This window comes from Acinetobacter baumannii, assembly GCF_009759685.1.
Classification (GTDB): Bacteria; Pseudomonadota; Gammaproteobacteria; order Pseudomonadales; family Moraxellaceae; genus Acinetobacter; species Acinetobacter baumannii.
Genome location: NZ_CP046654.1, coordinates 827,770 through 854,759, shown reverse-complemented (window position 1 = coordinate 854,759; position 26,990 = coordinate 827,770). Strand labels below are relative to the sequence as shown.

Sequence of the window (26,990 nt, the reverse complement as noted above, 5' to 3'; positions counted from 1 at the left end):
CACTTATATAAAGTGGCTTTCTTTGTAATTATTAAACAGTATTGAATGAGTTTTCTAGGAAGTTATCAGTAAGTAATGATGTCGGTACGATCGTATGCGTTGTATTTGTTACGCTAGATACTGTAGAAGTTACACCACCGAGTAAGCTACCACCAGTCAATCCGCCTAGCAAATTAGAAATAACATCTAAACTGCCTTCACCAGTAACACCACCCGTTAAGCTTCCAACGATATCCGTTACGATACCGATAGGGTTGTCTGTACCGCCAGTAACACCACCAGTTAAACCGCCGAGCAGATCAGTGACTACGCCAAGCGGACTGTCGCCACCTACGCTACCAGTTAAACCACCGAGAAGGTCAGTGACTACACCAAGCGGACTGTCGCCGCCTACGCTACCAGTTAAACCACCAAGTAAATCAGTTACTAAACCTAGTGGGCTATCTCCGCCAGTTACGCCACCAATAGTTCCTGTTACTCCGCCAATGATTTCAGTTACTAAACCAGTTGCAGTTGTACCATTTGTAATAAGCGTATCGAGAATACCGGTAGCCGCTTCAGTAGCGCCTTGAATATCACCACCGACTAAATCAGAAACAACTTCAAGAGCACCGTTGACCGTGTCACGAGACGTTTCGAAAGTTAATGTGCCAAGGTCTGCAATTTCAGAAACTGGATGCTCAGCTTGAGGTAATACACCAATAATAGTGTCGGCTACTGTATCAATACCAGTATTAATAATTTCAGTTTTCAGGCTTTCAACGCCTTGAAGAATATCGATGCCGCCTTGAACAACATCGATTACTGGAGAAATAGGAGATGTACCACCACCAATAATGCCACCGGTTACGCCGCCGATAATGTCAGTTACTACACCAAGCGGATTGTCACCACCGATACCGCCAGTAACACCGCCGATAATATCAGTTACTACACCAAGAGGATTGTCACCGCCAATACCGCCAGTAACACCACCGATAATATCAGTTACTACACCAAGAGGGTTATCACCGCCGATACCGCCAGTAACACCACCGATAATGTCAGTTACTACGCCAAGAGGATTATCACCACCGATACCACCAGTAACACCACCAATAATATCAGTTACTACGCCAAGAGGATTGTCACCGCCGATACCGCCAGTTACGCCGCCGATAGTACCTGTCACGCCACCAAGGATATCAGTAACAATTCCAGTCGCTGTTGAACCATTCTGAATAAGTGTTCCTAGAATACCAGTTGCATTTTCAGTAGCACCTTGAATATCGCCACCGACTAAATCAGAAACAACTTCAAGAGCACCATTGACCGTGTCACGAGACGTTTCGAAAGTTAATGTGCCAAGGTCTGCAATTTCAGAAACTGGATGCTCAGCTTGAGGTAATACACCAATAATAGTGTCGGCTACTGTATCAATACCAGTGTTAATAATTTCAGTTTTTAGGCTTTCAACGCCTTGAAGAATATCGATACCGCCTTGAACAACATCAATAACTGGAGAAATAGGAGATGTACCGCCACCAATAATGCCACCGGTTACGCCGCCGATAATATCAGTTACTACGCCAAGAGGGTTATCACCACCAACACCACCAGTTACACCGCCAATAATATCTGTAATCACTTCAAGTGGGTTGCCATCAACACCGCCAGTTACACCACCGATAATATCTGTAATCACTTCAAGTGGGTTGCCATCAACACCACCAGTTACGCCACCAATAACATCAGTAACACTTCCAACCACACCAGTAACAATACCTGTAGCAGTTGTGCCATTTGTAATAAGCGTATCGAGAATACCGGTCGCTGATTCAGTAGCGTCTTGAATATCACCACCGACTAAATCAGAAACAACTTCAAGAGCACCATTGACTGTGTCACGAGAAGTTTCAAAAGTTAATGTGCCAAGGTCTGCAATTTCAGAAACTGGATGCTCAGCTTGAGGTAATACACCAATAACTGCATCAGCTACAGTTTCAATGCCTGTATTAATAATTTCAGTTTTTAAGCTTTCAACGCCTTGAAGAATATCAATGCCGCCTTGAACAACATCGATTACTGGAGAGATTGGAGAAGTTCCGCCGACAACACCACCCGTTACTCCGCCGATAATGTCAGTAACAACTTCAAGAGGGTTACCTGTAACGCCACCCGTTACGCCGCCAATAATATTGGTTACAGTATCAATTGGGCTTGTAGACCCTACAGTACCTGTTACGGTACCAACTACATTAGAAACTAAGTCTGTGGTTGTATGTGAAACTGTATCGGTTACAGTTGAAATCACATTAGAAAGTAAGCCTGTTGTTGAAACATTAGCAATGTTGATATCAGAAACATTTACATTAACAGAGGAACCTGTGTTTACTACAGGGGTTATCGATACAATATTACCCAGGTCCTGAGTAACTTTTGATATTGAAGAGACGAGATTTTTCAGTAAGAACATGGTGGTCTATTTCCTGTGTATTTATGTATTTTTAAGTAAGTATTTATATATTGCGTTACGCAATTATTGAGATATGTATCGCAATAATTAAAAATTAGTATTGTGTAGATCTCAAAAAGTGTCAATGCATATTTCTACTCAAATAAATTGATACTTATAATATTTTGACAATTAGTTATTCTTTAGATTTAGACATAAAAATAATAATTTTTTTTATAATATATTCTTTATAGATGAATACATTTTTTCTTTATTTTTTTATTATTTTTTATGAATATTAAAGCTAACTAATTTTATTTATAAAAAGACTTTTGCATAAGTAGAAATATTTTATTTATATAATCCTGACTAAAAAACTAGACTTTTGTTTCTGTCAATTTGGCCAAAATGCCCAAATTAGATACGGGAAATAGAGAACTTTAATTGAAAAAAAATATTTCAAATACATTTTATAGGCAATCATCTCGACTTTTTTGAAGCTAATCTACTTAAATATTTCATTATGGCTAAGAACTAGACGCTTGATGACAAAAAGATGAAAAATGTCTTTCTAAAATGAAAAAACTGCGTATAATGCCCTCCATCAAGTACGCGCTCATAGCTCAGCTGGATAGAGCACTTGGCTACGAACTAAGGGGTCGGGAGTTCGAATCTCTCTGAGCGCACCACTTGAAGAATTAACCGCTAGATATAGCGGTTTTTTTGTGCCTATTTTTTATATTTTTTTAATAAAGAAACCTGGTACTTGTGATAACCAGCTTTAAAAAAATCTAAATTCGAAGCTATTTATTAGCCGAATGTTTTAAAGCGGCTTTCATCATCAATAAAAGCTTTTTCGCCTGCTGCGCCTTCAATAGAGCCAAAAACTAGCTGAGCTCTTAGTTTCCATTCTGCTGGAATATTAAATGAGGTATTAATTTTCTCATCAATAATTGGATTGTAGTGTTGCAATGAAGCACCAATATTTTGTTCAGCTAATACATTCCAAACTGCAAATTGAGCAATGGCTGTTGAATGTTCTGACCAGATCGGAAAATTATCAGCATAAAGTTCAAATTGCTCTTGTAAGCTTTTAATAACGCTCTGGTCTTCATAAAACAGAACTGTACCTGCGCCTGCTGCAAAGCTTTGAATTTTTTGTTCTGTTCCAGATACCGCTTCAGCTGGGATAATGGTTTTTAAAACTTCTAGAACTGTATTCCAGAATTTATGATGTGATTGTCCAAATAAGATCACAGCGCGAGATGATTGAGAGTTAAAAGCTGAAGGGCTGTGTCTTATTGCTTCTTGAATTAACTTTTCAATCTCATCATTTGATTGGCTTAAGTTATTGCCAATTGCATAAATAGAGCGGCGGTTTTTAATGAGTTCTATAAAAGAGGTTTCATTTGAGGGTTCTAGCTCTTGAGCAGCTTTCAAAGCCACATCTTCTTGAGCTGTTGTTTTTTGTTTGAAGCCAAATAGTTTTGCAAAGAAAGACATGACGAATTCCACGAAAAGAGACAATAAAAGCATTCTATAAATTTAAAAATATGAAATAAGCCTTATAAATATGAATCTACGTTCTATATATGAAACGCATAAGTAGCTTGTACTAATAAACGCTTTACAGTTAAAGCAAAAATAAAAAATCACTTTTGATTCATTTTAAAGCGTAGATGAATATGCTCTAATAGTTTCGATTTATTCAATATTGATACATTGTGATGACCGAGCAAAAAAGCGCTTTATCTTTACGTTATTATTTAAATTTAGAAGAGTCTCAAGACGGATTTGGCTTGGTGACATTCGGAAAGAAGCAATTCACACGGTTTTTGACACCTGTTATTAGTATTGCAATTATTATTTGGGGCTTATATTTAGGCTTTTCAGGTGTTGGCCGCTACTATGTTGCTTTAGGCGTTTTCTTCTTGGTTATGCAAGGTCTAATGCGCTACTGGCTTTTACCTATGATGTTTAAACGTCAATTTGTACGTTATCAATTTGGTAAGAGCGAGCAAGGAATCGATTTATATCAAGATTATTTTGAGCTCTATGCTGCTGGGCGTAAACAAGCTGTACAGTATAGTGAAGTGCAGACTTTTGCTAAAGGCAAGCTGACTTATATGCTTGAGCTTAAAAATAAAACGGTCATCATTGTACCGAAACGTGCATTTGCTCAGGCTTCAGATCAAACTATATTTGAAAATACATTTAAGAAATAAGTTATTGGAATTATTAGCCGCAACAATAAAGGAAGCTTCATGAAAACACGTCCTTCAAAAATCGTTTGTGTGGGCAGAAGTTATGCTGATCATGTAAAAGAACTGAACAATGCAATGCCAGGACGTCCGGTGTTATTTATCAAACCACCAAGTAGTTTGATTGGTTTAGATGAAGGCATTTCATGGAATCCTGCGTGGGGTAGTTGTCATTTCGAATGCGAATTTGTTTTACGCATTGATCAGCCACTAAAAGGAGAAACTGATCCGCAAAAAGTATTGCAGGCCATTGGTGCAGTGACTTTAGGATTGGATTTAACATTACGTGACTTGCAAAATGAGTTAAAAGATAAAGGCCAACCTTGGGAAAGAGCAAAGGCTTTTGATGGCTCGTGTGTGCTTGCAGACTGGGTAGATGTAAGTGAAATCACGAACTGGGAAGAGACTAGATTTACTTTCCATATTAATGATGAATTACGTCAAGACGGTAATACTGCTTTGCTCATGTTTAATATTGCTTATCTTTTAGTAGATATTAATCAGGTGTTCTCACTTGAGCCAGGTGATGTCATTATGACGGGTACACCCGCAGGTGTAGGGCCATTAAATGCTGGCGATCAGTTAAAAATGACTTTGAAAGGTGCTACTCAAGATTTTGTTTGGGAAACATTTGTTAAAGCATAATTTTATTTAAGTTATTAAACTTTAAACCCTATTATTAACCGGATAATAGGGTTTTTTTATTATACTCAAAATTAATTTATTGATAGAGCTTTCGGAACTGGTCTGGGGTAAAACCCATCCAACGTTTAAACATATAAATAAATGCCGATGCGCTGGCATAGCCCAAATCAAAAGCGATACTTTCTATGGTTTTTCCTTGATTAAGCATGGTCATTGCTTTCATTACTTTTAATCGTTGCCTCCATTCATGTAAAGACATTCCCAGCTCTTTTTGACTGTAACGTGCCAATGTTCTTTCAGTCATATTTATTCGTTCAGCTAATTCTTGCAAGGTGCTGTTATCGGCAGGGCATTGATGTAAATCATTTAGAATTTTTGCTAAAGCTGGATGATCTGTTGTAGGTAAATAACTACCCACTAATTCAGCCTGCATCAGTTGATCTAATAAAACTTGGAGTAGGCGTATATATTCGACTTGGGTTTCATTTTGTGGGTTTTGCCTCAAGTGATCGAGTAAAGCAGGTACAAGTGGGGAAGTTAATAATATACCAGCTTTCTGCGGTAACTTTTGGCACAGACTTTCATGAACATATAAAGTTGCATGAGTCACTTCGTTGCGGTTAATACCACTGTGTTTGGTATAAGGAGGAAGCCAAATACCATAAGGTGGCGGGGTTAAATAATTAATTTGATCAATATTAACTTCGAGTACACCACTAAACGCATAAATAAACTCACCCCATGCATGCGCATGTTGAGGATAAACTGTTTCTGCGGGTGCATTACGAACACGGAACCAAAGCAAATCAGGAATTGCGTTATGAGCCGGAATTTCCTGAAAATCCTGCACACGTTGAGCTGATTTTTTCATCTTTGAAAATTGCCTGAAATTACTTATGTCTTGTCTGTTTTTCACTATATCATCTAAATAAGACAGTTCTATAGTCAGATTTTTCGCTATAAATAAAGGTGCTAAATGGAAGAGCGCAAAAATCTGGATACTAGAGCTTCGGCTTTAATGGTGCTTTTATGTATGGTCTTAGGGCTGCAACAGGTGGTTCTGAAAATAGCAGCACCAGATATTTCGCCGATTATGCAAATCGCTTTACGTTCCGGCTTATCTGCTGTTCTAGTTTTACCTTTATTGTGGCGAGATCATTCGATTCATCTATTTTCTTATAAACAATGCAAAGCTGGCGCTCTTATTGCTTTATTTTTTTCATTAGAATTTTATTTCGTCACTCAAGCCTTAAAGTTTACCTCTACCTCTCATACAGTAGTTTTACTGTATACCGCTCCAATTTTTGTTGCATTAGGGCTTCATTGGAAATTTCCCACTGAACGTCTGAATCGAGCACAATGGGGTGGCATTGCTCTGGCTTTTATGGGGATCATTCTTACATTTTACCCAACAAGCACAGCTACAAATGCGCCAGCTCTAGCACAAGTTTTGTTAGGCGATTTATATGCACTTATGGCTGGGCTTGCATGGGCACTCAGTACAATTATTGTTCGTTTATCTCCTTTAGCTCAAGCGCCGGCAACTCAAACATTGTTTTATCAACTATTTGGCTGTTTTGTTCTACTCTTACTAATCGCTTTTTTAACAAATCAAACAACAATTCATTTCACCACTTTAGCGATCTTAAGCTTAAGCTTTCAAACTTTAATCGTATCTTTTGCAAGTTTACTATTATGGTTTTGGTTATTAAGAAATTATCTTGCATCACGATTAGGGATATTTTCTTTTTTAACCCCATTATTTGGTGTGTTATTTAGTATTTTGTTATTAGAGGAAAAACTAGAAATTAAATTTATTTTTGGAAGTATTTTAGTGTTGTCAGGAATAGTCATCATGAGTCTAAAGCAGGGCAAAGCTAACAGCAGCTAAGCCCTCACTTTAGTTGAGTATTATTTCTCTTCGAAAATTGTTGAAAGTGGAATAGAGAGCTTTGCAGCTAAATAATCATTAGACTCTACTAAAGCTGGGCCAATTTTTTCCATCCATTCGTCATCATCATGCACATTTGATACATCCTGACGTAAAGGTAATGGATAAGGCAGTGCAGTGAAGAAGCTCCAAAAGTCGACTTGAGATAAATTGCGGACCAAAACATATTCATCCTTATCGGTACGTTTAACCAGATTTTGCTCTTCTAGTAAGAGAACATAAGCAGGCCAGCGACCAACTTCACCACGACCTAAAATTTCTAATGCTTCTTTATCACTTACGCTTTCACCAAGTTTTTGCTTTTTATAGAACAATTCCAAGATATCGAGCAGCATTAAAACCGGATGTCTTTTTTGCTCTTTGCCTGAATGAAAAGCGGTAAGAGCAAAACTTACCTCGACACCAAGCAATACAATATTCCAAGATAAGAAGACCCATAATAGGAAAATAGGTACTGCTGCAAACGCACCATATATGATTTCATAACTGGTGAAATTTGACATAACAAAGCTAAATAAATTTTTGAGTGTCTCAAATAATGCAGCACTTAAGCATGCAGCAATTGCTGCTGCATATAGGGGAACTGTGCGGTTGGGAATAGTCCAATATAAAATAAAAAAACCTAAAATTGTGAGAACAAAAGAAATGAGCCAGAGTAAAAAGGCGCCATCAAGTTGATAACCTGTGAAGTTATTGCTTAATAAATTCATGGAAGCAACAGTTGATGAAATAACAAATGCACTGCCTAAAATAATTGGACCAAGTGAAATAATAGTCCAGTAACGCATAAAGCCTACAATACCGCTACGGGTTTCTTTTACTCGCCATATTCGGTTAAAAACGGTTTCAATTGAAGTAAGCATTAAAACTGTTGTGACAAAGAGGAATAGCACACCAATTACAGTTAAATTACTGGACTTTTCGGTAAAAGCATTAAGAGCTTTATCAAAAGCAATCGTACTTTTAGGTAAAAAATTACTGTAGATTAAGTGCTGTAACTGTTGTCTGGCAGGTTCCAATGCCTTAATTGAAGAAATAATAACTAAAAATACCGTTAACATAGGTACAACGGCAAAAAGAGTCGTATAGGTGAGGGAGCCGGCTTGTTCACGGCAACGATCCGCTTCAAAACGCTTAATTACGAATAAAATAAATTGAAACCAGGTCTTGTTATAAAAAGGAAGCTTCTTCAAAAAACGTTCTAACATGCGTCATCTATCCCGATTTTTTTAATCATGATGTGGGTGATTGATATTCACCAGTGTATTCGGTTGAGAACACTATCGTTGATGTGGGTAAACTTTAACCTAAAGAATAAAAAAGTATTCTGAAAGTTCTGTATGTATCATCGTAACAAAAGGTAGTAAAAAGCTTTTACCGATATTTGTTACTGTGCCCTTAAAAATCAATCACCTCTAGAATTCCATAAAATTGGCTACGCCAAAAAAACAAAAAATACCGTATAGTGTTCTTTTTAACAAAATTCGTGAAACCGATGCAACCTTACATTCTTGTGCTTTATTACAGTAAATATGGTTCAACTAAAGAAATGGCGCACCTTATTGCGAATGGTGTTGAATCGGCAGGTATGAATGTAAAAATTCGCACAGTACCTAATATTGCAACAGTGGTAACAGAAGCTGAGCCAAGCATTCCTGAAGAAGGTGATATTTATTGTACTTTAGAGGAACTGGCCAATTGTGCAGGCTTAGCGCTAGGGTCTCCAACTCGCTTTGGTAATATGGCAAGCGAAATGAAATATTTTTGGGATCAGACTACAAGCCTTTGGTTAAATGGTGCTTTACATAATAAGCCAGCATGCGTTTTTACTTCTTCTGGTTCAATGCATGGTGGGCAAGAAAGTACGTTATTAACGATGTTACCTCCATTATTTCATCACGGTATGATGATTTTAGGATTACCAAACTCTATTCCGGCTTTGTCGAATACTAAAACAGGTGGGACTCCCTATGGCGCAAGCCACGTGAGCGGTCCAAGACATGACCAAAATTTAAGCCAAGATGAAAAAAATTTATGTGAAGCACAAGGGAAGCGTTTAGGCGAAATCGTAAAAAAACTTCATTCTTAAATTTATGGCAATAAAAAAGAGCGGGTTTCCGCTCTTTTTTATTTAAACTATTTTATTCTTTTACAAAAGTTACTGTGCCATCAGCAAGTGATTGAACACGCGCTAATGACTCAACGCGGTAACCTTTTTCAAGTAATAAATCACGGCCTGGTTGGAATGATTTTTCAATCACAATACCCACACCTACAACTTCTGCATTTGCTTGATGAATTAAGTCAATCAAACCAAGCGCAGCTTGACCATTTGCTAAGAAGTCATCAATCACTAAGGCTTTGTCGTTTGAGTTGATGTGCTTATTTGAAATGGCAATGGTACTTTCTGTCTGTTTAGTGAAACTAAACACTTTAGCGCGATATAAATCGTCTTTTAAAGTAAGCGATTGATATTTACGAGCAAAAATCACAGGTACACCAAGTTCTAAACCTGCCATGATTGCTGGCGCAATACCTGAAGCTTCAATGGTAATAATCTTGGTAATCCCTGCATCTTTAAAGCGAGTGGCAAATTCTTTACCAATCTGCTGCATGAGTACAGGGTCAATTTGGTGATTTAAGAAAGCGTCGACTTTCAACACTTGATCAGATAGAACGATACCTTCTGTTAAGATTTTCTGTTCTAGTGCGTGCACGGGAGAATCCTCTAGACGGATGCTTTTTAAAGCAAATGCGTATTTTAAAAAGCATCCGAAAAAATGCAAGCTTTAATTCGTTTTACCTGTATAACTTGTTAATAGCAAACCATAAGATGTTTTGCCATCAATATGACTTACCTTGACTGGAAGGTAGTCTAATTTCGGTGCTAGCCAGAAAATTGTGCTGCGCTCAGGTTTCTTATGTTGTAAAACAACTTTTACGGTATCGAATGTGCCATAAGAGGTTTTAATTTTCTCGTTGCCTTGTTTAACAAAACGACGATTTTCAACTTCTTTTGCATCTGCTAGAGGGTAAGACGATTTAAGTGAACCATTTTTTAAATCTTCACGAATCTGTAATTCTGCATTTAGCTCATCAAGCACACCTGCCTGCCAAGCAAATGAGCGCGCTTTATCGTCTTTTTTCGTGCTAATAGTCTTATTGCCAGGATTAAAATTAATACTCATTGTGTTGTTATGAATCAAAATTTTACTGGTACGACTAAAGCTTTGTGAACCAATTTTACCGTTTGCAAAACTAAATTTACTTGTTTCACTTGCAGAAGCGATTCCACCTGCTTTTGCTGTGAATTGATAAGTCCAGTTATTGCCTTGTTGACTCAATGCACGTGTCGCTGAACCCATACCTTTATTATTGTAGGTAAACTGATAATTTGCCTGAAATGGGCTCATGGCAAGTGCATGGCTAGAGAAACTTGCAATAAGCAAAGTTGTCGAAATACCAGTTGCGATGCTGAATGATTTCAGAAATTTTGTTGCCATAAGTAAATATCCTTGTACAGACTGATAGGTCAGTGCTGATGCATCTATGACTTTTGCATATTATGCCTGTTGATCATGGAGAAAAAATCAGGATTTATGCTAAATATGTAATCTCTTTGTGTTTTTTAACAGTGAATTTCTTTAGTTCATACCGTTGTTATACATCTTTTTGCTGTATTGGCGTAATTTCAGTGTCTTCAAGTTCATCTTCAGAATCATCATCTTGATCACGGAAAAGTAAAGCAGCCAGATTAACATTACCAAAAACAACTAATTCTGCTTCACGTACTCGTGCATAGTTGATATGAACCTTGCCTAAAGTTTCAATAATACTGGCCTTTTTAGCAAACCAACGGTTAAGGTCTAAGAAGATCAGGTCATCTTTTTCTTGGGCTACATCAAATCGCTCCAGAATCATGCCTAATGGATCTTTTTTTAGAATTTTGTGATAGTAAAAAATAGCCGCTTTTACAGCAATTTTTTGCCAGAAATTTTTATATTTAGCTTCTACAATTTGCGTGTTACTAATTTGCTCAAAAACAATAAGTTGTTGTTCTTTATTAAATTCCATCTGGATAAGTTTTAAGTCGACCGACAAAGTGGTCTCTAAACCTTTAACATGCATTGTGGCATAGAGTCTTAACCAGTCATGATAAAGATCTGCATGTAGATCATCTAAAAACTCGACATTATTAGTCACGTAGCGTTCTAAGGTGGCATTTAGAAAAGTTTGCGATAATGTAAAATCTCTTTCTTCCTCAATGAAGGCTTCAGCTTTTCGGTAGACTTTATGAAGACGTTTGACTAATGAGGAAAATAGCGTTTGCATAAAAGAACTTCCAGAAGATGATTTACTAAAGAATCCACACAATCTTTATTATGATAAAAAACAGGTTTTGATATTGCAGTGTAACAAATTTAATTGATACATTTTGACAAAATGAAAATGGATAAATATCAATATTTGAAGTGAATCACACTTTTATCCATATTTGAATATCAGTTTGTGTTTTATTCGGTAATACCGTGGGGAAAAGGCATCTATATGCTTTTAAGATTATGTTGAAAAAAAGAAGTCTATCCATAGAGCCTTTTTATTATTGGTGGCAAGACCGAGTCTTTATCGCTGCAATAATATTAGCAATCTTACTGCATATTTTTGTGTTGCTCATCCATTTTGCGATGCCTGCGCCGTCAGAACAATCGACTAAAGAAATTGCAATATCGATTCGTCCTACTGAAGATGTGATCAAGCATGCAGACTTTTTAGCCCAAGCTGATCAACAAGGTTCAGGGGCTTTTCGGGAAGCTCATCGGATGTCGAGTAACTCTCCAGCGCCTATGCCAAGTGATGCTTCAACAGGAGAAGCTCAGCTAGAAACTTTAGAAAAAGTGCAGCAACAAAGAGAACTTAAATTTGAAGAAAAAGTACTCATGACTGTATTGAGTTGGCAGAAACAAGCAGAGGAGAGCCAAAGAAAAAAAGCACTTGAACAATTACAAAGTCAGTTTCAGGCAAAAGCTGCCATGGTAGCGAGTCTTGAAGCTCAGTATTTACAACGTCAGCAAGATTTTAGTCGCCAACAAAAGATAAAAACAGTAGATGGTATTCAGGCCAAGAAAGATGCGTCAGCAGCTTATCTAGATAAATTTCGTGAAAAAGTAGAGCTTTATGGCAACCGTTATTATCCAGAAGAAGCGAAACAGCAACAGTTAAAAGGTGAAGTTCGCCTTATGGTAATTTTGAATGCTCAAGGGGGAATTCGTGCAATTCGTTTGCTTGAAAGCTCAGGTCATCCAGTTCTAGATGAAGCAGCAAAGGCATCGGTACGGCGTGGAGCGCCGTTTGGCCGTTTTGATGCAAATATGAAAGATATTTCGGAACTTCGTATTATTCGTACATGGCGTTTTGATCCAGCTGAAGCTGAATTTGAAGTTCATTAATGAAAAAATGTGGATAACTTTTAGGATATCCACATTTTTAAAATGTATTAAGAAGCTGACTGCGTTCTTAATCGTATGAGGGAATTTGATTATTCCTGATATGGGTTGGCAATATTGAGTTTAGCTAAGATTTCGATCTCTAAACCTTCCATTTCTTCAGCATCCTCATCACTTGTTTCATGGTCATAACCAAGTAAATGTAGAACCCCATGAACTAAAAGATGCGCAAAATGATTTTGTGCGGTTTTCTTTTGTTCCAAAGCCTCTTGTAATACCACTGGAATACAAATTACTAAATCACCCAACGGTAATGCGTCGAGCATTGGTAAAACTTCTTCAGGAATATCACTTGGAAAAGACAGAACGTTAGTTGGCTTATCTTTCTCTCGATATTGCAAGTTAAGTTGATGGCTTTCTTCCAAATCAACACATGCGATACCAATTTCGCAATCTTCTTTATAGCCAACGTGGCGTAAAGTTGTCTCAATAATTTTTTTGAGTTGAGCCCGTTTGAGCTCTAACTCAGGAGATTGAAAGTCTTGTTGTAAACTTAAACTGATTTTCAAAATGAATCCTTAAGCATCCTGATGTTGCAAGTCTGCTGCTGTATCGTTTTCAGCAATTAATGCTTCTTGGCGTGCTTTACGTTCGGCACGTGCTTCAGCATTAAGACGCTGTTGTTCACCATCCCAACCCTCATAAGCTTCAACAATTTTTTGAACAAGTTGATGGCGTACTACATCGCGGGAATGGAAACGGGTAATATGAATTTCTTTAATGTTCTCAAGTACGCGAAGAGCGTGTGCCAAACCAGATTGTTGGCCTCGAGGTAAATCTACTTGGGTAATGTCACCTGTAATCACTGCACGAGAGCCAAAACCTAAACGGGTCAAGAACATTTTCATTTGTTCTGGTGTAGTGTTTTGAGCTTCATCCAAAATCACAAATGAATGGTTAAGAGTACGACCACGCATATAAGCAAGTGGTGCAACTTCAATCACTTGACGTTCGATTAACTTGGCTACTTTTTCAAAGCCCAGCATTTCGTAAAGGGCATCGTAAAGAGGACGTAGATATGGGTCGATTTTCTGGGTTAAATCACCAGGTAAGAAACCGAGCTTTTCTCCTGCCTCTACCGCAGGGCGGACAAGTAAAATGCGCTGGATTTCATTACGTTCTAACATGTCCACTGCGGCAGCAACTGCTAAATAAGTTTTACCTGTACCAGCAGGGCCTACACCAAAAGAAATATCGCTTTGTAAAATACGTTGTACATAGCGTTTTTGATTGGCACCACGTGGATTAATGCGACCTTTTCGAGTCTGGAAATAGACATCCATGGGCGCATCATGCTCATCCATTTCTTCGCCAACTAGTTCAAAGTTTCGTTCAGTTTGCGAAGATTGAATCAAGAGGTGTAACAGGTCAGCACTGATTTGTTGGGACGCCTCTGTTTCTTCGTAGAGTCGTTGCAATAACGCTTCGGCTCTCCCAACAGCATCTATCTCACCATCTATGTAAAAAACATCTCCACGATGAGTAATTTTGACATCTAAACGCTGTTCAATTTGCTTAAGGTGCCCATTATAGGCACCCAAGATGCTCTTTAAACGTTCCATTGAAATTTCAGGAAATGTTACGGTACGTCGAATCGCTGCAGTCAAGAGAAAACCTTTCAGTAGACTTTAGAATACCTCTACATTACGCCACGTCAGGCTCAAGATTCAAGAGTTCACCGTAAACTAAATTTAAAGTTTTAATTTCAGTAATCTCAATCTCTGCAAAACGACCAACCCACGATGCATCGCCTACAAAAGTCACTAAACGTGTATTGTCTGCTGTACCTACTAAAATATTAGGGTCTTGATCAGATACTTTTTCAATAAGTACACGTTCAATTTTGCCAAGCATTGCGTCAGTTTTTTCAATACTAGATTGCTTAATGACTTGTTGAACTTGTGCTAAACGTTCTTTTTTAACGTGTTCAGGGGTTGTATCTGGTAAGTCAGATGCTGGTGTACCCGGGCGTTTTGAATAAACAAAGCTATAAGAATGATCAAAGTCTAAATCTTTGATAAATTGCAATGTTTCTGCAAAATTTTCATCCGTTTCACCAGGGAAACCAATGATGAAATCGCTCGATAAATGCATATCAGGACGTATTTTGCGTAACTTGGCAATCTTATCGATGTATACATCAATCGTGTGATTTCGCTTCATTGCTTTGAGTACATCGTTAGATCCACTTTGTACTGGCAAATGTAAGTGTGAAACCATTTGAGGTAAATCTTCATAACACTGAATAAGTTCATCAGAGAACTCAAGCGGATGCGAAGTTGTATAACGTAAACGGCCAATACCTGGAATTTCTGCAACGAGTCGTAACAATTCAGGGAAGGTACAAATGCCACCTTCGAATGTTTCGCCACGATATCCGTTTACATTTTGACCAAGTAAGCTGATTTCACGGACACCTTTTTCAGCAAGACCTGCGATTTCTGCAAGAACATCATCAAGTGGACGTGAAACTTCTTCACCACGAGTGTATGGAACAACACAGAAAGAACAGTATTTAGAGCAACCTTCCATAATAGAAACGAATGCTTTAAAACCTTCTACGCGTGGTTCAGGTAAGAAGTCGAATTTTTCAATATCAGGGAATGAAATATCAACGAGCTTAATTTTTTCTTTTTTCGGCTTTTCCACTTGTGCGTGATGTTGATCAAGCATTTGCGGTAAACGGTGTAAGGTTTGTGGACCAAAAATCATGTCGACATAAGGTGCACGTTTTTGAATATTGTCACCTTCTTGAGAAGCAACACATCCACCCACACCAATAACAAGATCAGGATTTTGTTCTTTTAATTTGCGCCAACGACCTAATTCACTAAATACTTTCTCTTGTGCTTTTTCACGAATAGAGCAAGTATTCATGAGCAGAATGTCTGCTTCATTAGGGTTATTCGTTAACATATAACCATGAGAATCCCCCAAAAGGTCTGCCATACGGTGACTGTCATACTCATTCATCTGACACCCTTGAGTTTCAATATATAGTTTCTTTATTGAAACATCAGTGGTGTGCGTTGGCTGGGTAACAGTGTTTTCTGAGGCAGCTTTGGCACCATTGGGAATGAAGGTTTGAACCGTCATGCAGGCTCCTAACAGATCGATCTAGTTAAATAATAAAATGACCCAAAACGGGTCAAACCAATCATTATAGCAGTATTTTGAGCAGAACAGATAACAATAAACTCCCATAAGCTACACATGATTTATGGAGACAAATGACATGAATTTTAATGATGTTGAATCAGATAGTTACATAACACAACAAAAGAAAGCATGAAGAATAATTAAACTATGCCTAAAGGTGGATAGTCAGGATTTAACGCATTTATGAGACCAGGTAAAAAGAGCTCATCAAACAAGAGTCGTGTGATGAAAAATAAATATGCACATCGTAGCTGGTTAGGAGCTGTGTGTTTACTTGGTTGTTCATTATCTTATGCCGCAGAAGAACAATTTAACGATGCACTAAATGCCGCCAATAGTGGTAATACTGCATTGTTAGATCAATATCAGCTTGCAATGCAAAATGATGTGTTGGGCTACTATCCTGAATATTGGAAATTAAACACGAATTTAGGCTTTCAATCTCCGACATCAATTGTAAGCTTCGCACAGCGCTATCCACAGTCTGCTATGGCAGAAAAGCTGGCCGCGGATTATGTCGAAGAAAAAGTTAAACAAGCTGACTTTGCGTCTGCACAACCAATCTTGCCTTATGTTTCGAATCCTGATCAGGCCGAGAATTGTGCTTTAGCGCAGGTGAGAGCTAAAAGTGGTGATGCGTTAGTTTTTGCTGAATATAAAGATGTATGGTTAGCCACTGAATCGCAACCAGAATCATGTATTGGACTCGGCCGTATGATGCTGTCTAGTCCATTAATGAGTACACAAGACAAGCAGCAGCGCCTGTGGGTACAGTTACGTGCAGGTTTATCTGGACAGGCGCTTGCTACAGCACAGACTTTGGGTTTGAATTTGTCTTTGGCTCAGCTCAATCAGATTCAGGCGAATCCACTGAATTACTTGTGGTCAGCACCAAAAACCAATGATGTAGATTATGCCTATTTGATTTTTGCACTAGGCCGATTAGCAAATAATGATTTAGGAAATGCTTTTGCAAATGTACAGCGTGTAGCGCAAGGTACTCCAGAGAGCGTGCAAAAGTATCTCTATCGAACCGTAGCCTATATTGGTGGAACTACGGTAATGAAAAACAACTTTAACCGTGAAGTCCTTCAATATTTTGACGCAAGTTATGGCTATCCGTTAAGTCCTGAAGAAGCTGAAATTTATGCACGACAAGCTATTCGTTTTAGTGCCTGGGAAAGTTTAATTCGTGCAATTGATAGTATGTCGGTTTCACAAAAACAAGAAGATCGCTGGCAATATTGGTTAGCGCGTGCGACAGAGCAACGTGGCGATAGTAATTCTAAAAACACGGCACAACGTATTTATAAAAAATTAGCTGAAAGTGGGGATGATTATCACAACCTTCTTGCAAAAGACCGTTTGGGCGTACGATATAATCATCAGCCGTATAATGATGAGCCAACTGCAAGTGATTTACGCCGTCTAGATCAAAATATTCACTTTAATCGTGCATTTACTTTAAGACGAATTAATGCCAACCCAACTTATACCAACCGAGAGTGGAACTGGGCTGTTCGTCAAGCATATCTTCAGCATGATGATGGATTACTATTAGCGGCGGCAAAACGTGCTCATGATATGGGATGGTATGACCGCGCGATTTATGCGGCAGATCGTACAACGAATAAACATAATGATACGTATCGTTATGTGACCCCGCATAAGACCAATGTCGTAAGCCATAGTTACAATGCTGGAATTGATCCTGCTTGGGCTTATGGTTTAATGCGTCAAGAAAGCCGATTTGTTACCTCGGCACGCTCTCATGTAGGTGCTGGTGGACTTATGCAAATTATGCCGGATACGGCAAAGTTGATTGCTCGCCAGATGGGAGAAACATATAATCCGGCAGCGTTAAGTGAAATGAACACCAATATTCGTTATGGGACATTTTATTTATCGATGATTCAAGGGCAATTAAGTAATAACCCTGTTTTAGCAACGGCAGGTTATAATGCTGGGCCGAATCGGGCAAGACGTTGGCAACCTGATTATCAACCGATTGAGGCTGATCAATATACAGAAACCATTCCATTGCTTGAGACCAGAGATTATGTCAAGCATGTCATGACGAATGCGACGCATTATGGAGTGATATTAGGTCAAGGTGCTCAATCATTAATACAACGTATGAAAGTCATTCCAACGCGATCATCACCTTAGTTTTAGATGATGAATGATGGAACATTCTTTTAATTGGCATAACCAAGTTTTAATTAAATGAAATATAGAGACCTAGGACTTCAATCAATATCGCAACTTGCATGGTGGATCATCTGTGCAAGCGTTGGTTTGTTGAGTTCTGTTTTACATGCGGAACCTGTTAACGTGCAAGGTTATGTTATGCATGTACAGATGACGCCTGCTGTTTGTGCGCTAGATCCTTCTAAACAAAAGCAGCGTAAATGTCTTGAAGGATATTCGCTTACGATTACTGGTTTAATGCCTGAAACCACCAGAACTGACTGTTCAACACAAAGCTCAGCTACACTGTCACCACTGCAAGCTAAGGTGGTCGCTCGGGTGATGCCAGACAATAATGCTCGTGTGCAACTCTGGAGAAGTGTGGGTGGCTGTGTGCCTATGAATGCAAGTCAATATTTCCGTACGATTATTAACTTTGCTGAACGTTTAAAAATACCTGCTAATCTAACCAGCTCTACTAATGTGGAAATGCAGCAATCTACATTACGTCAACAATTTACCAAGCTTAATCCGAGTTTACCTCAAAATGGTATTCGCTTCACTTGTCAGCTCTCACGCTCTGATGTCGTACTAACAGAAGTTAAAGTCTGTTACACGGTAAATGGTCAATATAAGCAATGCTCAAATCACGTTGTCTCTAACTGCCCAAGCGAAATTACTATTAAAGGCAGTTATTAAAAGCAACAACCATTTCATAAAAAAATGCTGACCATACATTGAATCTATTTGTAAAGGTTAATTTGTATTTTCTATCAGACTTTTGGTGAAAATGAGTCGCTTTTACATGCATCTGCCACTTCTTTAGAGTACAATCTTTGCCGTTTATGATGATTTGGTTAAGTAGAATCGCTACTTAACCCGATTAAGGACACTCATTGGAGACAATTACATGAAGCAACCCGTTCGTGTTGCCGTGACTGGCGCTGCAGGTCAAATTGGTTACAGCTTATTATTCCGTATCGCAAGCGGTGAAATGCTAGGTAAAGATCAACCTGTTATTTTACAATTGCTTGAAGTTCCAGTTGAAAAAGCACAACAAGCGCTTAAAGGCGTAATGATGGAACTTGATGACTGTGCTTTCCCTTTATTGGCTGGCATGATCGGGACTGATGATCCTAAAGTTGCATTTAAAGATGCTGACTATGCGTTATTGGTAGGTTCTCGTCCACGTGGTCCTGGTATGGAACGTGCTGACTTGTTAAAAGTTAACGGCGAAATCTTCATTGGCCAAGGTCAAGCATTAAACGAAGTTGCTAGCCGTGACGTTAAAGTATTAGTTGTAGGTAACCCTGCAAATACGAATGCTTACATCGCGATGAAATCTGCTCCAGATCTTCCAGCGAAAAACTTCACAGCAATGTTGCGTCTTGACCACAACCGTGCGTTGACTCAAGTTGCTCAAAAAGCTGGTGTTGCTGTAGCTGACATCGAAAAATTAACAGTTTGGGGTAACCACTCTCCAACGATGTATGCTGACTACCGTTTTGCAACTGCAAATGGTGAAAGCTTAAAAGACAAGATCAACGATCCAGCTTGGAACAAAGACGTATTCCTTCCAACTGTTGGTAAACGTGGTGCTGCGATTATCGAAGCGCGTGGTTTGTCTTCTGCTGCTTCTGCTGCTAACGCTGCAATCGACCATATGCGTGATTGGGCACTTGGTACAAACGGCAAGTGGGTAACTATGGGTGTTCCTTCTGACGGTTCTTATGGTATTCCTGAAGGCGTTATGTTCGGTTTCCCTGTAACAACTGAAAACGGTGAATACAAAATCGTTCAAGGTTTAGAAATCGATGAATTCAGCCGTGAGCGTATCAACTTCACTCTAAACGAGCTTGAAGAAGAACGTGCAGCAATTGCTGACATGGTAAAATAATTCATCAGTTTGATGAGTTGGAAAGCACTCTCTTGTAGGGTGCTTTTTTATATGTGAAATTTAATAAGAACACACAAAAAACAACAAGAAAATATAGGCATAGATATGCAACTCACATCTATTGTTGTTAGATTATTGGAAAGAAGCCATGGGAGAATAACAATGTTTGAACAACAACCGACATTACAACTTTTATTTGAGCAATTGGGTTTAGATTCTGATGATGCAAATATTGAAAATTTTATCAGAACGCATCAATTGCCGGCTGAACAGAAGTTACATGAGGCCTCTTTCTGGTCCCAAGGTCAAAGTGATTTTTTAAAAAGTCATTGGGAAAAAGATGATGAGTGGATTGTAGTTATTGATGAGCTGAATGAGCAATTACATGAAGATAGTGTGAAAAAATAACAAATGAAAAAGGCCTGTTAGTTAACAGGCCTTTTTCATTAATAAGTTAGTGAGTTCTTAACTTAATTAAATTTTTATACCATGGTTCATGACGTACCGGATTAAATATAGGATGTTCATGAAGCAACTCAAGATCACATTGAGCAGTTGATAAATATTTTGTGAGCCAATGACGAGTTAGTGCAGACTCTTGCTGTGCTGCTGACGCATAAGCCAAGAAGAAATATATATCGCCATGTTGATGATGAGCTAGAGGTTTCAAAATTTGCTGAGCAATCAGCGCAAAGCGTTTTTCCTTATTTAACTCAAAATAAAGCATATAAGCTTTAGCTAAATGCAGCGATAGGTTTAAATACAAACTCATTGGCATTTCTTCATATTCCATACGAGCTTGTTCCAGCAAAACTATGGCTTCTTGCAAGAAGTGAATTTGTTCTTGGCGAACACGGCTTAACGTAACGAGCTGCATACGTAATTCTGCACGCTCCAAAGCAAGCTCGGGCGTATTCTCAGTTAAATAGAGTTGGTCTGTTTCACCAATTCTGGACACAATCGCTTTTGTTTCAATAGACATACGCCTTCGCCTTTTTAATCAATATCTTTTATATCGGGTCCGTTTAAGAAATTTAAAGAGCTTTCTTTTAAACCCAAATTGAGTTTCCGCTACGAAGCCAAGCAGTAATAGAGAGGCGTTGCTGTTTAGAAACTAAAACCTCATGAAGCAAATTGCTCTGGAATATAACTAAGCGATTAGGCTCTGGTGTAATGATATGCCAAATATCGTTTTTATCTTGTAAGCGTAATTGGCCACCCCACTCATCTTGCCATTGAGGGTGTAAATAATAAACGGTAGACATAATACGATCATTTTTTTGCTGAGGGTTATCTCGATGTAATGCGTAGAATTCACCTGGGTTATAACAGGCAAAATGTGCTTCAACTTCTTTAATACCTAAAAAGAAAGCTTGATTTAGATGCTGGCAAAATGAAGTTAATGTTTCTACATGCTGCTCAGCAACAGGAAGAGATTCATTAATCCATAAAATATGATCGCTTCGGATCGTACTCACCACACCATTTTGAATACCCGCTTCTCGAAACTCATCAAAGTGATGGCTACACTCTTTGGCAACTTGAGTATGATATTCAGCAGAATAAGCTTGGTTCACAATTGCGAAACCATGAGCATTTAAGTCATCTAAAATCTGGTCCAGATTCCAGCAGTCAGGAAGCGGTTGAGAGTGCATATAACCTCATATCGATCGTAAGAAAATCAAGCAGCCTTATTTTAGATGATCACAACCTTACGAAAGAATATTTTTTTCATGTTAAACTAATCGTTGAATTGAGGAATTAAAGTCAACATGAATTACCGTCACCATTTCCATGCGGGCAACTTTGCAGATGTTATGAAGCATGTGCTTTTGCTACAGCTTCTCAACCGTTTAAATGCTAAAGATAAACCTTATCGTTATATCGATACGCATGGAGGTGCAGGAAAATATGATCTATCTCAGGCACCTGCACAAAAGTCAGGAGAATTCCTAACAGGTATTCATCGTCTTGTACAGCTTTCTGACATGGAAAAGCGCCAAGCTCCTGAAGCCATCCAGCAATACCTAAAACTTGTAGAAGAATTACGTGCTCAAGAAGGTAAGGGAAGTTATCCGGGCTCTCCGTGGTTTGCTTTACAAGGTATGCGTGAAATTGATAAGGCTACAATATTTGAAATGCAGCGTGATGTATTTCAACAATTACGCCATAACATTCATGATAAACGTGCAGGTTTGCATGAGCGTGATGCATATGAAGGTTTGCTTGCCGTAATTCCACCAAAGGAAAAGCGCGGTTTAGTGATGATTGATCCGCCTTACGAATTAGAGCGTAAGGATTTCCCGCAATTGGTTGAACTTTTACAAAGCGCTTATAAAAAATGGCCAACAGGTGTCTTCGCGGTTTGGTATCCAATTAAAGATCGCGCAATGATTGAACGTTTTGAAAAGAAAATGTTTAAAACTGGAATTCGCCGTCAATTAATCTGTGAAATTTGTGTTTGGCCAGATGACACACCTGTAGGTTTGAATGGTTGTGGTTTATTAGTAATTAACCCACCTTGGCAGTTCTCCGAACAAGCAGATCAAGCCCTACAATGGTTATTCCCTCACTTACGTATGCAAGAAACAGGTGGTCATGCCGCTGTACGTTGGTTAGTGGGTGAGTAATAATTAATCTAAATCAATGCACATGTTTGGAATAGAAAATAATGACAAATGCGCCTAAACCAGAGCAAGATTTAACTCATAATGAACATTCTTTTGATGGGATTACGTTCGAAGTGGTTGAAGAAGAAGATAATCCGGAAGGACAAAAAGTGAAGCGCAGAGGTATTTACCTTTGGCCTAACTTAATCACGACAGCCGCTTTGTTGTCTGGTTTCTATTCCATTATTGCAAGTATGAATGGCGAATTTGCTCAAGCGATTTATGCCATTTTTCTTGCAGCATTATTTGATGGGTTAGATGGACGCGTTGCCAGAGCTATTGGTGCCCAAAGTGCTTTTGGTGAGCAATATGACTCTTTATCAGATTTGTTAGCATTTGGTGTAGCGCCAGCAATGCTAATGTATAGCTGGAGTCTACATGACTTAGGCCGTATCGGTTTGGCATGCTGTTTTGTTTATACCGCTTGTGCCGCGTTCCGTTTAGCACGATTTAATGTTCAGATTGGAGTGGTTGATAAGCGCTATTTTATTGGTATTGCTAGTCCACTCGCCGCGATTATCATTATTTCACTCGTATGGGTAGCTCGTGATTATCCGTTCATTTTTGATTTACGCGATATTGCTATTCAAACCATTAATGCGGTCATCATGGTGGTTGTGGGACTACTTATGATTTCTAATATTAAATATTACTCATTTAAGCAAATGGATCGTAAGCGTGTTCCTTTTGTAGTTATGTTGCCAGTAGTACTGATTTTTGCAGCAATCACTTATAATATTCCAATGGGTATTTTGATTGTATCAATCATCTATGCTCTATCAGGTTTTGTTACCACACTTTTAGCTAAAAAAAATAACGAGACCATCAAAACATAAAATTAGATGAGGTTCGGTATGCCTAAGTTGATAAGTGAAAAAAATCAATTACAGCAACTGAGCCTCAACTCAAATGGGGGAGTTGTCTATCAGCCCGCCAGAGGTTTTTTTAAAGTTGTCTATCAAGGTTTAATTCTTCCTAACCTGCCTGCACCACTTCGTTACTTTAATTACATTAGTCTAATCGGTCAGCCTAGAATCCCTCTTTGCTATAACGCAAATGATATTGTGACTTCTGCAGTTGATACAGCAACTGTACTGGTTAGCAATAGCTTACATAGTGTAGGGCACTTAAAAACTTATTCCATTCGACGCCAATGTCAGCTTAATCCTAGTCGGTATCAATTCGATAAAACTGATCTTATTGAGTGGCAAATCCCAAGAGTTCAGCTTAGACGAATCGATTCTGAAATGAGCTGTGATTTAATCGTCCAAACTCCTTCCGACATTTCGAATTCATCAGCATTGCAGTGGGGAATATCTGACTACTGGTCTATTTTGTGCCACTGTGAAGGTGAGATTTTATATAAAGGACAGAAATATGAGGTCAATGGATTAGGCCGATTTAAACATGCTCGGGCCTTACATTTACCTTTTTTATCTTTATGTTTTTATACCTGTCAAATTATTAATTTGAATGAAACCACTCAAGTCACACTTTCTCAAATAAGAAATCAGTGGAATATCATTCTATTTTCACGTTTAGATATTCAAGAACTAGGAAAGCAGCCCGTCACGTTTACAGAAGATGTTAACTTCCACATCCACCGGGTTTATCCAAAAGTTGAAACACCGCATGGGCGAGAAATGTATTTACCACGAGAGTTTTCTTGGCAATGTAAAAAAAATGGAAAAGTTATTTTTGAACTCTATGGTGAAAGTCGTGGTGATTACAAATTTGGGTTAGCTGCTGGATACATAGGAAGTTTTCGTTATCAATTAAGTTGGAATGATCAATGTCTTCAAGGAGAAGGTGGATATTGTGAATACATTGATTGTCGACCTTTAAGATGGCAAGAAAAGAATCAAAACGAAAAAATGCTCGATAAATTGCTGCTTTTACAACCGTGTTTATATAAAAAATGAATATTTTTATCATTTTTGGGTAAAAAACGACCGCTTGATATGAAATGCTAGAAAAAGGGGTTGCAAAGGGAAAGAGATGGTCTATAATGCACATCCATCGGCGGTGATGCAGATAGAAACTTGTTGAAAAACAGTTACTTGTGATTAGATTGGTTGCTTTAAGTGATGAATTTGATGGTAAGTTGGTTTAGAGAATGAGTTTTAAAAATATCGAAATTACCTGTTGACTTTTAAGAGATTAAGAGTAATATAGCCGACCTAGCTTGCTGGTGACGAACCAGTAAGAAGATCATTAAGAGAATTGAAGAACAACTTGTGTGGATTTTTACTGATTGATTAATCGAAATAATTTTCATTGATTGATTGGTTTAAATTACTCGAAGTTTATTTGAGCGAAATTTAAGTCAGTAATTGATGAGCCAGAATTGGCACCTTGTCTATAAATAAGGTGCAAAATGATTTTAACTGAAGAGTTTGATCATGGCTCAGATTGAACGCTGGCGGCAGGCTTAACACATGCAAGTCGAGCGGGGGAAGGTAGCTTGCTACCGGACCTAGCGGCGGACGGGTGAGTAATGCTTAGGAATCTGCCTATTAGTGGGGGACAACATCTCGAAAGGGATGCTAATACCGCATACGTCCTACGGGAGAAAGCAGGGGATCTTCGGACCTTGCGCTAATAGATGAGCCTAAGTCGGATTAGCTAGTTGGTGGGGTAAAGGCCTACCAAGGCGACGATCTGTAGCGGGTCTGAGAGGATGATCCGCCACACTGGGACTGAGACACGGCCCAGACTCCTACGGGAGGCAGCAGTGGGGAATATTGGACAATGGGGGGAACCCTGATCCAGCCATGCCGCGTGTGTGAAGAAGGCCTTATGGTTGTAAAGCACTTTAAGCGAGGAGGAGGCTACTTTAGTTAATACCTAGAGATAGTGGACGTTACTCGCAGAATAAGCACCGGCTAACTCTGTGCCAGCAGCCGCGGTAATACAGAGGGTGCGAGCGTTAATCGGATTTACTGGGCGTAAAGCGTGCGTAGGCGGCTTATTAAGTCGGATGTGAAATCCCCGAGCTTAACTTGGGAATTGCATTCGATACTGGTGAGCTAGAGTATGGGAGAGGATGGTAGAATTCCAGGTGTAGCGGTGAAATGCGTAGAGATCTGGAGGAATACCGATGGCGAAGGCAGCCATCTGGCCTAATACTGACGCTGAGGTACGAAAGCATGGGGAGCAAACAGGATTAGATACCCTGGTAGTCCATGCCGTAAACGATGTCTACTAGCCGTTGGGGCCTTTGAGGCTTTAGTGGCGCAGCTAACGCGATAAGTAGACCGCCTGGGGAGTACGGTCGCAAGACTAAAACTCAAATGAATTGACGGGGGCCCGCACAAGCGGTGGAGCATGTGGTTTAATTCGATGCAACGCGAAGAACCTTACCTGGCCTTGACATACTAGAAACTTTCCAGAGATGGATTGGTGCCTTCGGGAATCTAGATACAGGTGCTGCATGGCTGTCGTCAGCTCGTGTCGTGAGATGTTGGGTTAAGTCCCGCAACGAGCGCAACCCTTTTCCTTACTTGCCAGCATTTCGGATGGGAACTTTAAGGATACTGCCAGTGACAAACTGGAGGAAGGCGGGGACGACGTCAAGTCATCATGGCCCTTACGGCCAGGGCTACACACGTGCTACAATGGTCGGTACAAAGGGTTGCTACACAGCGATGTGATGCTAATCTCAAAAAGCCGATCGTAGTCCGGATTGGAGTCTGCAACTCGACTCCATGAAGTCGGAATCGCTAGTAATCGCGGATCAGAATGCCGCGGTGAATACGTTCCCGGGCCTTGTACACACCGCCCGTCACACCATGGGAGTTTGTTGCACCAGAAGTAGCTAGCCTAACTGCAAAGAGGGCGGTTACCACGGTGTGGCCGATGACTGGGGTGAAGTCGTAACAAGGTAGCCGTAGGGGAACCTGCGGCTGGATCACCTCCTTAACGAAAGATTGACGATTGGTAAGAATCCACAACAAGTTGTTCTTCATAGATGTATCTGAGGGTCTGTAGCTCAGTTGGTTAGAGCACACGCTTGATAAGCGTGGGGTCACAAGTTCAAGTCTTGTCAGACCCACCATGACTTTGACTGGTTGAAGTTATAGATAAAAGATACATGATTGATGATGTAAGCTGGGGACTTAGCTTAGTTGGTAGAGCGCCTGCTTTGCACGCAGGAGGTCAGGAGTTCGACTCTCCTAGTCTCCACCAGAACTTAAGATAAGTTCGGATTACAGAAATTAGTAAATAAAGATTGAGATCTTGGTTTATTAACTTCTGTGATTTCATTATCACGGTAATTA

General features: G+C 39.2%; 23 protein-coding genes, 3 tRNA genes, 1 rRNA gene and 1 pseudogene. 16 read left to right on the top strand and 12 right to left on the bottom strand.

All coding sequences use genetic code 11. From position 1 onward, the window contains the following. Nucleotides 1-31: 31 nt before the first annotated feature. Nucleotides 32-2,455 (bottom strand): beta strand repeat-containing protein, encoded by a 2,424-nt coding sequence (locus GO593_RS03990; protein WP_000479325.1) that lies wholly within the window; start codon nt 2,453-2,455, stop codon nt 32-34. Nucleotides 2,456-3,046: 591 nt separating this feature from the next. Between GO593_RS03990 and GO593_RS03985 the strand changes: the two genes are divergently transcribed. Next, a tRNA-Arg gene (locus tag GO593_RS03985) sits at nt 3,047-3,123 on the top strand. Between the two features lie 121 nt (nt 3,124-3,244). Here GO593_RS03985 and GO593_RS03980 read toward each other — a convergent pair. After that, nucleotides 3,245-3,937: a nitroreductase family protein gene (locus tag GO593_RS03980; RefSeq protein ID WP_000007414.1), complete on the bottom strand. Its 693-nt coding sequence runs from the start codon at nt 3,935-3,937 to the stop codon at nt 3,245-3,247. Between the two features lie 224 nt (nt 3,938-4,161). Between GO593_RS03980 and GO593_RS03975 the strand changes: the two genes are divergently transcribed. Beyond that, nucleotides 4,162-4,659 (top strand): YcxB family protein, encoded by a 498-nt coding sequence (locus GO593_RS03975; RefSeq protein ID WP_000139385.1) that lies wholly within the window; start codon nt 4,162-4,164, stop codon nt 4,657-4,659. Between the two features lie 39 nt (nt 4,660-4,698). Continuing rightward, complete coding sequence (locus tag GO593_RS03970; RefSeq protein ID WP_000857685.1) at nt 4,699-5,340, top strand: fumarylacetoacetate hydrolase family protein; 642 nt, start codon at nt 4,699-4,701, stop codon at nt 5,338-5,340. A gap of 76 nt (nt 5,341-5,416) precedes the next feature. Here the strand turns inward: GO593_RS03970 and GO593_RS03965 are convergent, their stop codons facing one another. After that, the gene (locus tag GO593_RS03965; RefSeq protein WP_000747864.1) at nt 5,417-6,211 is read right to left on the bottom strand and encodes a helix-turn-helix domain-containing protein; all 795 of its coding nucleotides are present in this window, start codon (nt 6,209-6,211) and stop codon (nt 5,417-5,419) included. A gap of 105 nt (nt 6,212-6,316) precedes the next feature. On the opposite strand from GO593_RS03965, the gene GO593_RS03960 reads away from it, so the two are divergent. Continuing rightward, nucleotides 6,317-7,231 carry a DMT family transporter gene (locus GO593_RS03960; RefSeq protein WP_000392665.1) on the top strand — a complete coding sequence of 305 codons (915 nt, stop codon included), beginning with the start codon at nt 6,317-6,319 and terminating at the stop codon, nt 7,229-7,231. A 20-nt stretch (nt 7,232-7,251) separates the two neighbouring features. Here GO593_RS03960 and GO593_RS03955 read toward each other — a convergent pair whose 3' ends face one another. Continuing rightward, nucleotides 7,252-8,499, bottom strand: a complete 1,248-nt coding sequence (locus tag GO593_RS03955; RefSeq protein WP_000893466.1) for a YihY family inner membrane protein — start codon at nt 8,497-8,499, stop codon at nt 7,252-7,254. Between the two features lie 287 nt (nt 8,500-8,786). On the opposite strand from GO593_RS03955, the gene wrbA reads away from it, so the two are divergent. Then, nucleotides 8,787-9,380 (top strand): NAD(P)H:quinone oxidoreductase, encoded by a 594-nt coding sequence (wrbA, locus tag GO593_RS03950; protein ID WP_001183346.1) that lies wholly within the window; start codon nt 8,787-8,789, stop codon nt 9,378-9,380. Between the two features lie 52 nt (nt 9,381-9,432). Here wrbA and GO593_RS03945 read toward each other — a convergent pair whose 3' ends face one another. The 3 genes from GO593_RS03945 to GO593_RS03935 form a co-directional block, all read right to left on the bottom strand. Then, nucleotides 9,433-10,008, bottom strand: coding sequence for a xanthine phosphoribosyltransferase (locus GO593_RS03945; RefSeq protein ID WP_000543073.1), 576 nt, complete (start codon nt 10,006-10,008; stop codon nt 9,433-9,435). Between the two features lie 72 nt (nt 10,009-10,080). Continuing rightward, nucleotides 10,081-10,794 carry a DUF3108 domain-containing protein gene (locus GO593_RS03940; RefSeq protein ID WP_000201548.1) on the bottom strand — a complete coding sequence of 238 codons (714 nt, stop codon included), beginning with the start codon at nt 10,792-10,794 and terminating at the stop codon, nt 10,081-10,083. 157 nt (nt 10,795-10,951) lie between these two features. Further along, on the bottom strand, nt 10,952-11,623 hold the full coding sequence (locus tag GO593_RS03935) for a hypothetical protein (protein ID WP_001193957.1): 672 nt from the start codon (nt 11,621-11,623) through the stop codon (nt 10,952-10,954). Nucleotides 11,624-11,853: 230 nt separating this feature from the next. Between GO593_RS03935 and GO593_RS03930 the strand changes: the two genes are divergently transcribed. Then, nucleotides 11,854-12,738: an energy transducer TonB gene (locus GO593_RS03930; protein WP_000914774.1), complete on the top strand. Its 885-nt coding sequence runs from the start codon at nt 11,854-11,856 to the stop codon at nt 12,736-12,738. Between the two features lie 89 nt (nt 12,739-12,827). On the opposite strand, the gene ybeY is transcribed toward GO593_RS03930, so the two are convergent. The 3 genes from ybeY to miaB are packed head-to-tail and all read right to left on the bottom strand — an operon-like array spanning nt 12,828 to nt 15,891. Beyond that, on the bottom strand, nt 12,828-13,304 hold the full coding sequence (ybeY, locus tag GO593_RS03925) for an rRNA maturation RNase YbeY (RefSeq protein WP_000703571.1): 477 nt from the start codon (nt 13,302-13,304) through the stop codon (nt 12,828-12,830). 9 nt (nt 13,305-13,313) lie between these two features. Further along, nucleotides 13,314-14,402, bottom strand: a complete 1,089-nt coding sequence (locus GO593_RS03920; RefSeq protein WP_000122983.1) for a PhoH family protein — start codon at nt 14,400-14,402, stop codon at nt 13,314-13,316. A 37-nt stretch (nt 14,403-14,439) separates the two neighbouring features. Further along, on the bottom strand, nt 14,440-15,891 hold the full coding sequence (gene miaB, locus GO593_RS03915) for a tRNA (N6-isopentenyl adenosine(37)-C2)-methylthiotransferase MiaB (RefSeq protein ID WP_000218136.1): 1,452 nt from the start codon (nt 15,889-15,891) through the stop codon (nt 14,440-14,442). A gap of 288 nt (nt 15,892-16,179) precedes the next feature. Here miaB and GO593_RS03910 point away from each other — a divergent pair, with 288 nt between their 5' ends. The 4 genes from GO593_RS03910 to GO593_RS03895 all read left to right on the top strand — a co-directional run bounded on the left by GO593_RS03910 (nt 16,180) and on the right by GO593_RS03895 (nt 20,449). Continuing rightward, the gene (locus tag GO593_RS03910; protein WP_000792526.1) at nt 16,180-18,123 is read left to right on the top strand and encodes a lytic transglycosylase domain-containing protein; all 1,944 of its coding nucleotides are present in this window, start codon (nt 16,180-16,182) and stop codon (nt 18,121-18,123) included. 57 nt (nt 18,124-18,180) lie between these two features. Further along, nucleotides 18,181-18,843 (top strand): ribonuclease T2 family protein, encoded by a 663-nt coding sequence (locus GO593_RS03905; protein ID WP_000877281.1) that lies wholly within the window; start codon nt 18,181-18,183, stop codon nt 18,841-18,843. Nucleotides 18,844-19,054: 211 nt separating this feature from the next. Then, a complete protein-coding gene (locus GO593_RS03900; RefSeq protein ID WP_000813006.1) occupies nt 19,055-20,041 on the top strand; it encodes a malate dehydrogenase in 987 nt (328 codons plus the stop codon). 162 nt (nt 20,042-20,203) lie between these two features. Next, nucleotides 20,204-20,449 (top strand): DUF2789 family protein, encoded by a 246-nt coding sequence (locus tag GO593_RS03895; protein ID WP_000462893.1) that lies wholly within the window; start codon nt 20,204-20,206, stop codon nt 20,447-20,449. A gap of 46 nt (nt 20,450-20,495) precedes the next feature. Here GO593_RS03895 and GO593_RS03890 read toward each other — a convergent pair whose 3' ends face one another. Both GO593_RS03890 and GO593_RS03885 read right to left on the bottom strand, forming a co-directional pair. Next, nucleotides 20,496-21,023, bottom strand: a complete 528-nt coding sequence (locus GO593_RS03890; protein ID WP_000021434.1) for a hypothetical protein — start codon at nt 21,021-21,023, stop codon at nt 20,496-20,498. 67 nt (nt 21,024-21,090) lie between these two features. Further along, nucleotides 21,091-21,696 (bottom strand): 2OG-Fe(II) oxygenase, encoded by a 606-nt coding sequence (locus GO593_RS03885; protein ID WP_000556107.1) that lies wholly within the window; start codon nt 21,694-21,696, stop codon nt 21,091-21,093. Between the two features lie 117 nt (nt 21,697-21,813). Between GO593_RS03885 and GO593_RS03880 the strand changes: the two genes are divergently transcribed. The 6 genes and pseudogenes from GO593_RS03880 to GO593_RS03855 all read left to right on the top strand — a co-directional run bounded on the left by GO593_RS03880 (nt 21,814) and on the right by GO593_RS03855 (nt 26,898). Then, nucleotides 21,814-22,671, top strand: coding sequence for a 23S rRNA (adenine(2030)-N(6))-methyltransferase RlmJ (locus GO593_RS03880; RefSeq protein ID WP_001109438.1), 858 nt, complete (start codon nt 21,814-21,816; stop codon nt 22,669-22,671). 41 nt (nt 22,672-22,712) lie between these two features. Beyond that, the gene (gene pssA, locus GO593_RS03875; RefSeq protein ID WP_000180205.1) at nt 22,713-23,546 is read left to right on the top strand and encodes a CDP-diacylglycerol--serine O-phosphatidyltransferase; all 834 of its coding nucleotides are present in this window, start codon (nt 22,713-22,715) and stop codon (nt 23,544-23,546) included. An 18-nt stretch (nt 23,547-23,564) separates the two neighbouring features. Then, nucleotides 23,565-24,675 (top strand): annotated as a pseudogene (locus tag GO593_RS03870) (DUF6670 family protein). A 419-nt stretch (nt 24,676-25,094) separates the two neighbouring features. Further along, nucleotides 25,095-26,631 (top strand): 16S ribosomal RNA (locus tag GO593_RS03865). A gap of 59 nt (nt 26,632-26,690) precedes the next feature. Continuing rightward, nucleotides 26,691-26,767 (top strand) — tRNA-Ile (locus GO593_RS03860). 55 nt (nt 26,768-26,822) lie between these two features. After that, nucleotides 26,823-26,898 (top strand) — tRNA-Ala (locus GO593_RS03855). Nucleotides 26,899-26,990 lie beyond the last annotated feature (92 nt).

Excerpts from the sequence above, each read along its gene's own strand:
- GO593_RS03940 (WP_000201548.1), bottom strand. The coding sequence starts at position 10,794 with ATGGCAACAAAATTTCTGAAATCATTCAGCATCGCAACTGGTATTTCG.
- GO593_RS03930 (WP_000914774.1), top strand. The coding sequence starts at position 11,854 with ATGTTGAAAAAAAGAAGTCTATCCATAGAGCCTTTTTATTATTGGTGG.
- GO593_RS03970 (WP_000857685.1), top strand. The coding sequence starts at position 4,699 with ATGAAAACACGTCCTTCAAAAATCGTTTGTGTGGGCAGAAGTTATGCT.
- wrbA (WP_001183346.1), top strand. The coding sequence starts at position 8,787 with ATGCAACCTTACATTCTTGTGCTTTATTACAGTAAATATGGTTCAACT.
- GO593_RS03960 (WP_000392665.1), top strand. The coding sequence starts at position 6,317 with ATGGAAGAGCGCAAAAATCTGGATACTAGAGCTTCGGCTTTAATGGTG.
- GO593_RS03895 (WP_000462893.1), top strand. The coding sequence starts at position 20,204 with ATGTTTGAACAACAACCGACATTACAACTTTTATTTGAGCAATTGGGT.
- GO593_RS03885 (WP_000556107.1), bottom strand. The coding sequence starts at position 21,696 with ATGCACTCTCAACCGCTTCCTGACTGCTGGAATCTGGACCAGATTTTA.
- GO593_RS03965 (WP_000747864.1), bottom strand. The coding sequence starts at position 6,211 with ATGAAAAAATCAGCTCAACGTGTGCAGGATTTTCAGGAAATTCCGGCT.
- GO593_RS03900 (WP_000813006.1), top strand. The coding sequence starts at position 19,055 with ATGAAGCAACCCGTTCGTGTTGCCGTGACTGGCGCTGCAGGTCAAATT.
- pssA (WP_000180205.1), top strand. The coding sequence starts at position 22,713 with ATGACAAATGCGCCTAAACCAGAGCAAGATTTAACTCATAATGAACAT.
- GO593_RS03890 (WP_000021434.1), bottom strand. The coding sequence starts at position 21,023 with ATGTCTATTGAAACAAAAGCGATTGTGTCCAGAATTGGTGAAACAGAC.
- GO593_RS03990 (WP_000479325.1), bottom strand. The coding sequence starts at position 2,455 with ATGTTCTTACTGAAAAATCTCGTCTCTTCAATATCAAAAGTTACTCAG.
- GO593_RS03980 (WP_000007414.1), bottom strand. The coding sequence starts at position 3,937 with ATGTCTTTCTTTGCAAAACTATTTGGCTTCAAACAAAAAACAACAGCT.
- GO593_RS03955 (WP_000893466.1), bottom strand. The coding sequence starts at position 8,499 with ATGTTAGAACGTTTTTTGAAGAAGCTTCCTTTTTATAACAAGACCTGG.
- GO593_RS03975 (WP_000139385.1), top strand. The coding sequence starts at position 4,162 with ATGACCGAGCAAAAAAGCGCTTTATCTTTACGTTATTATTTAAATTTA.
- GO593_RS03910 (WP_000792526.1), top strand. The coding sequence starts at position 16,180 with ATGAAAAATAAATATGCACATCGTAGCTGGTTAGGAGCTGTGTGTTTA.
- GO593_RS03905 (WP_000877281.1), top strand. The coding sequence starts at position 18,181 with ATGAAATATAGAGACCTAGGACTTCAATCAATATCGCAACTTGCATGG.
- GO593_RS03880 (WP_001109438.1), top strand. The coding sequence starts at position 21,814 with ATGAATTACCGTCACCATTTCCATGCGGGCAACTTTGCAGATGTTATG.
- GO593_RS03935 (WP_001193957.1), bottom strand. The coding sequence starts at position 11,623 with ATGCAAACGCTATTTTCCTCATTAGTCAAACGTCTTCATAAAGTCTAC.
- miaB (WP_000218136.1), bottom strand. The coding sequence starts at position 15,891 with ATGACGGTTCAAACCTTCATTCCCAATGGTGCCAAAGCTGCCTCAGAA.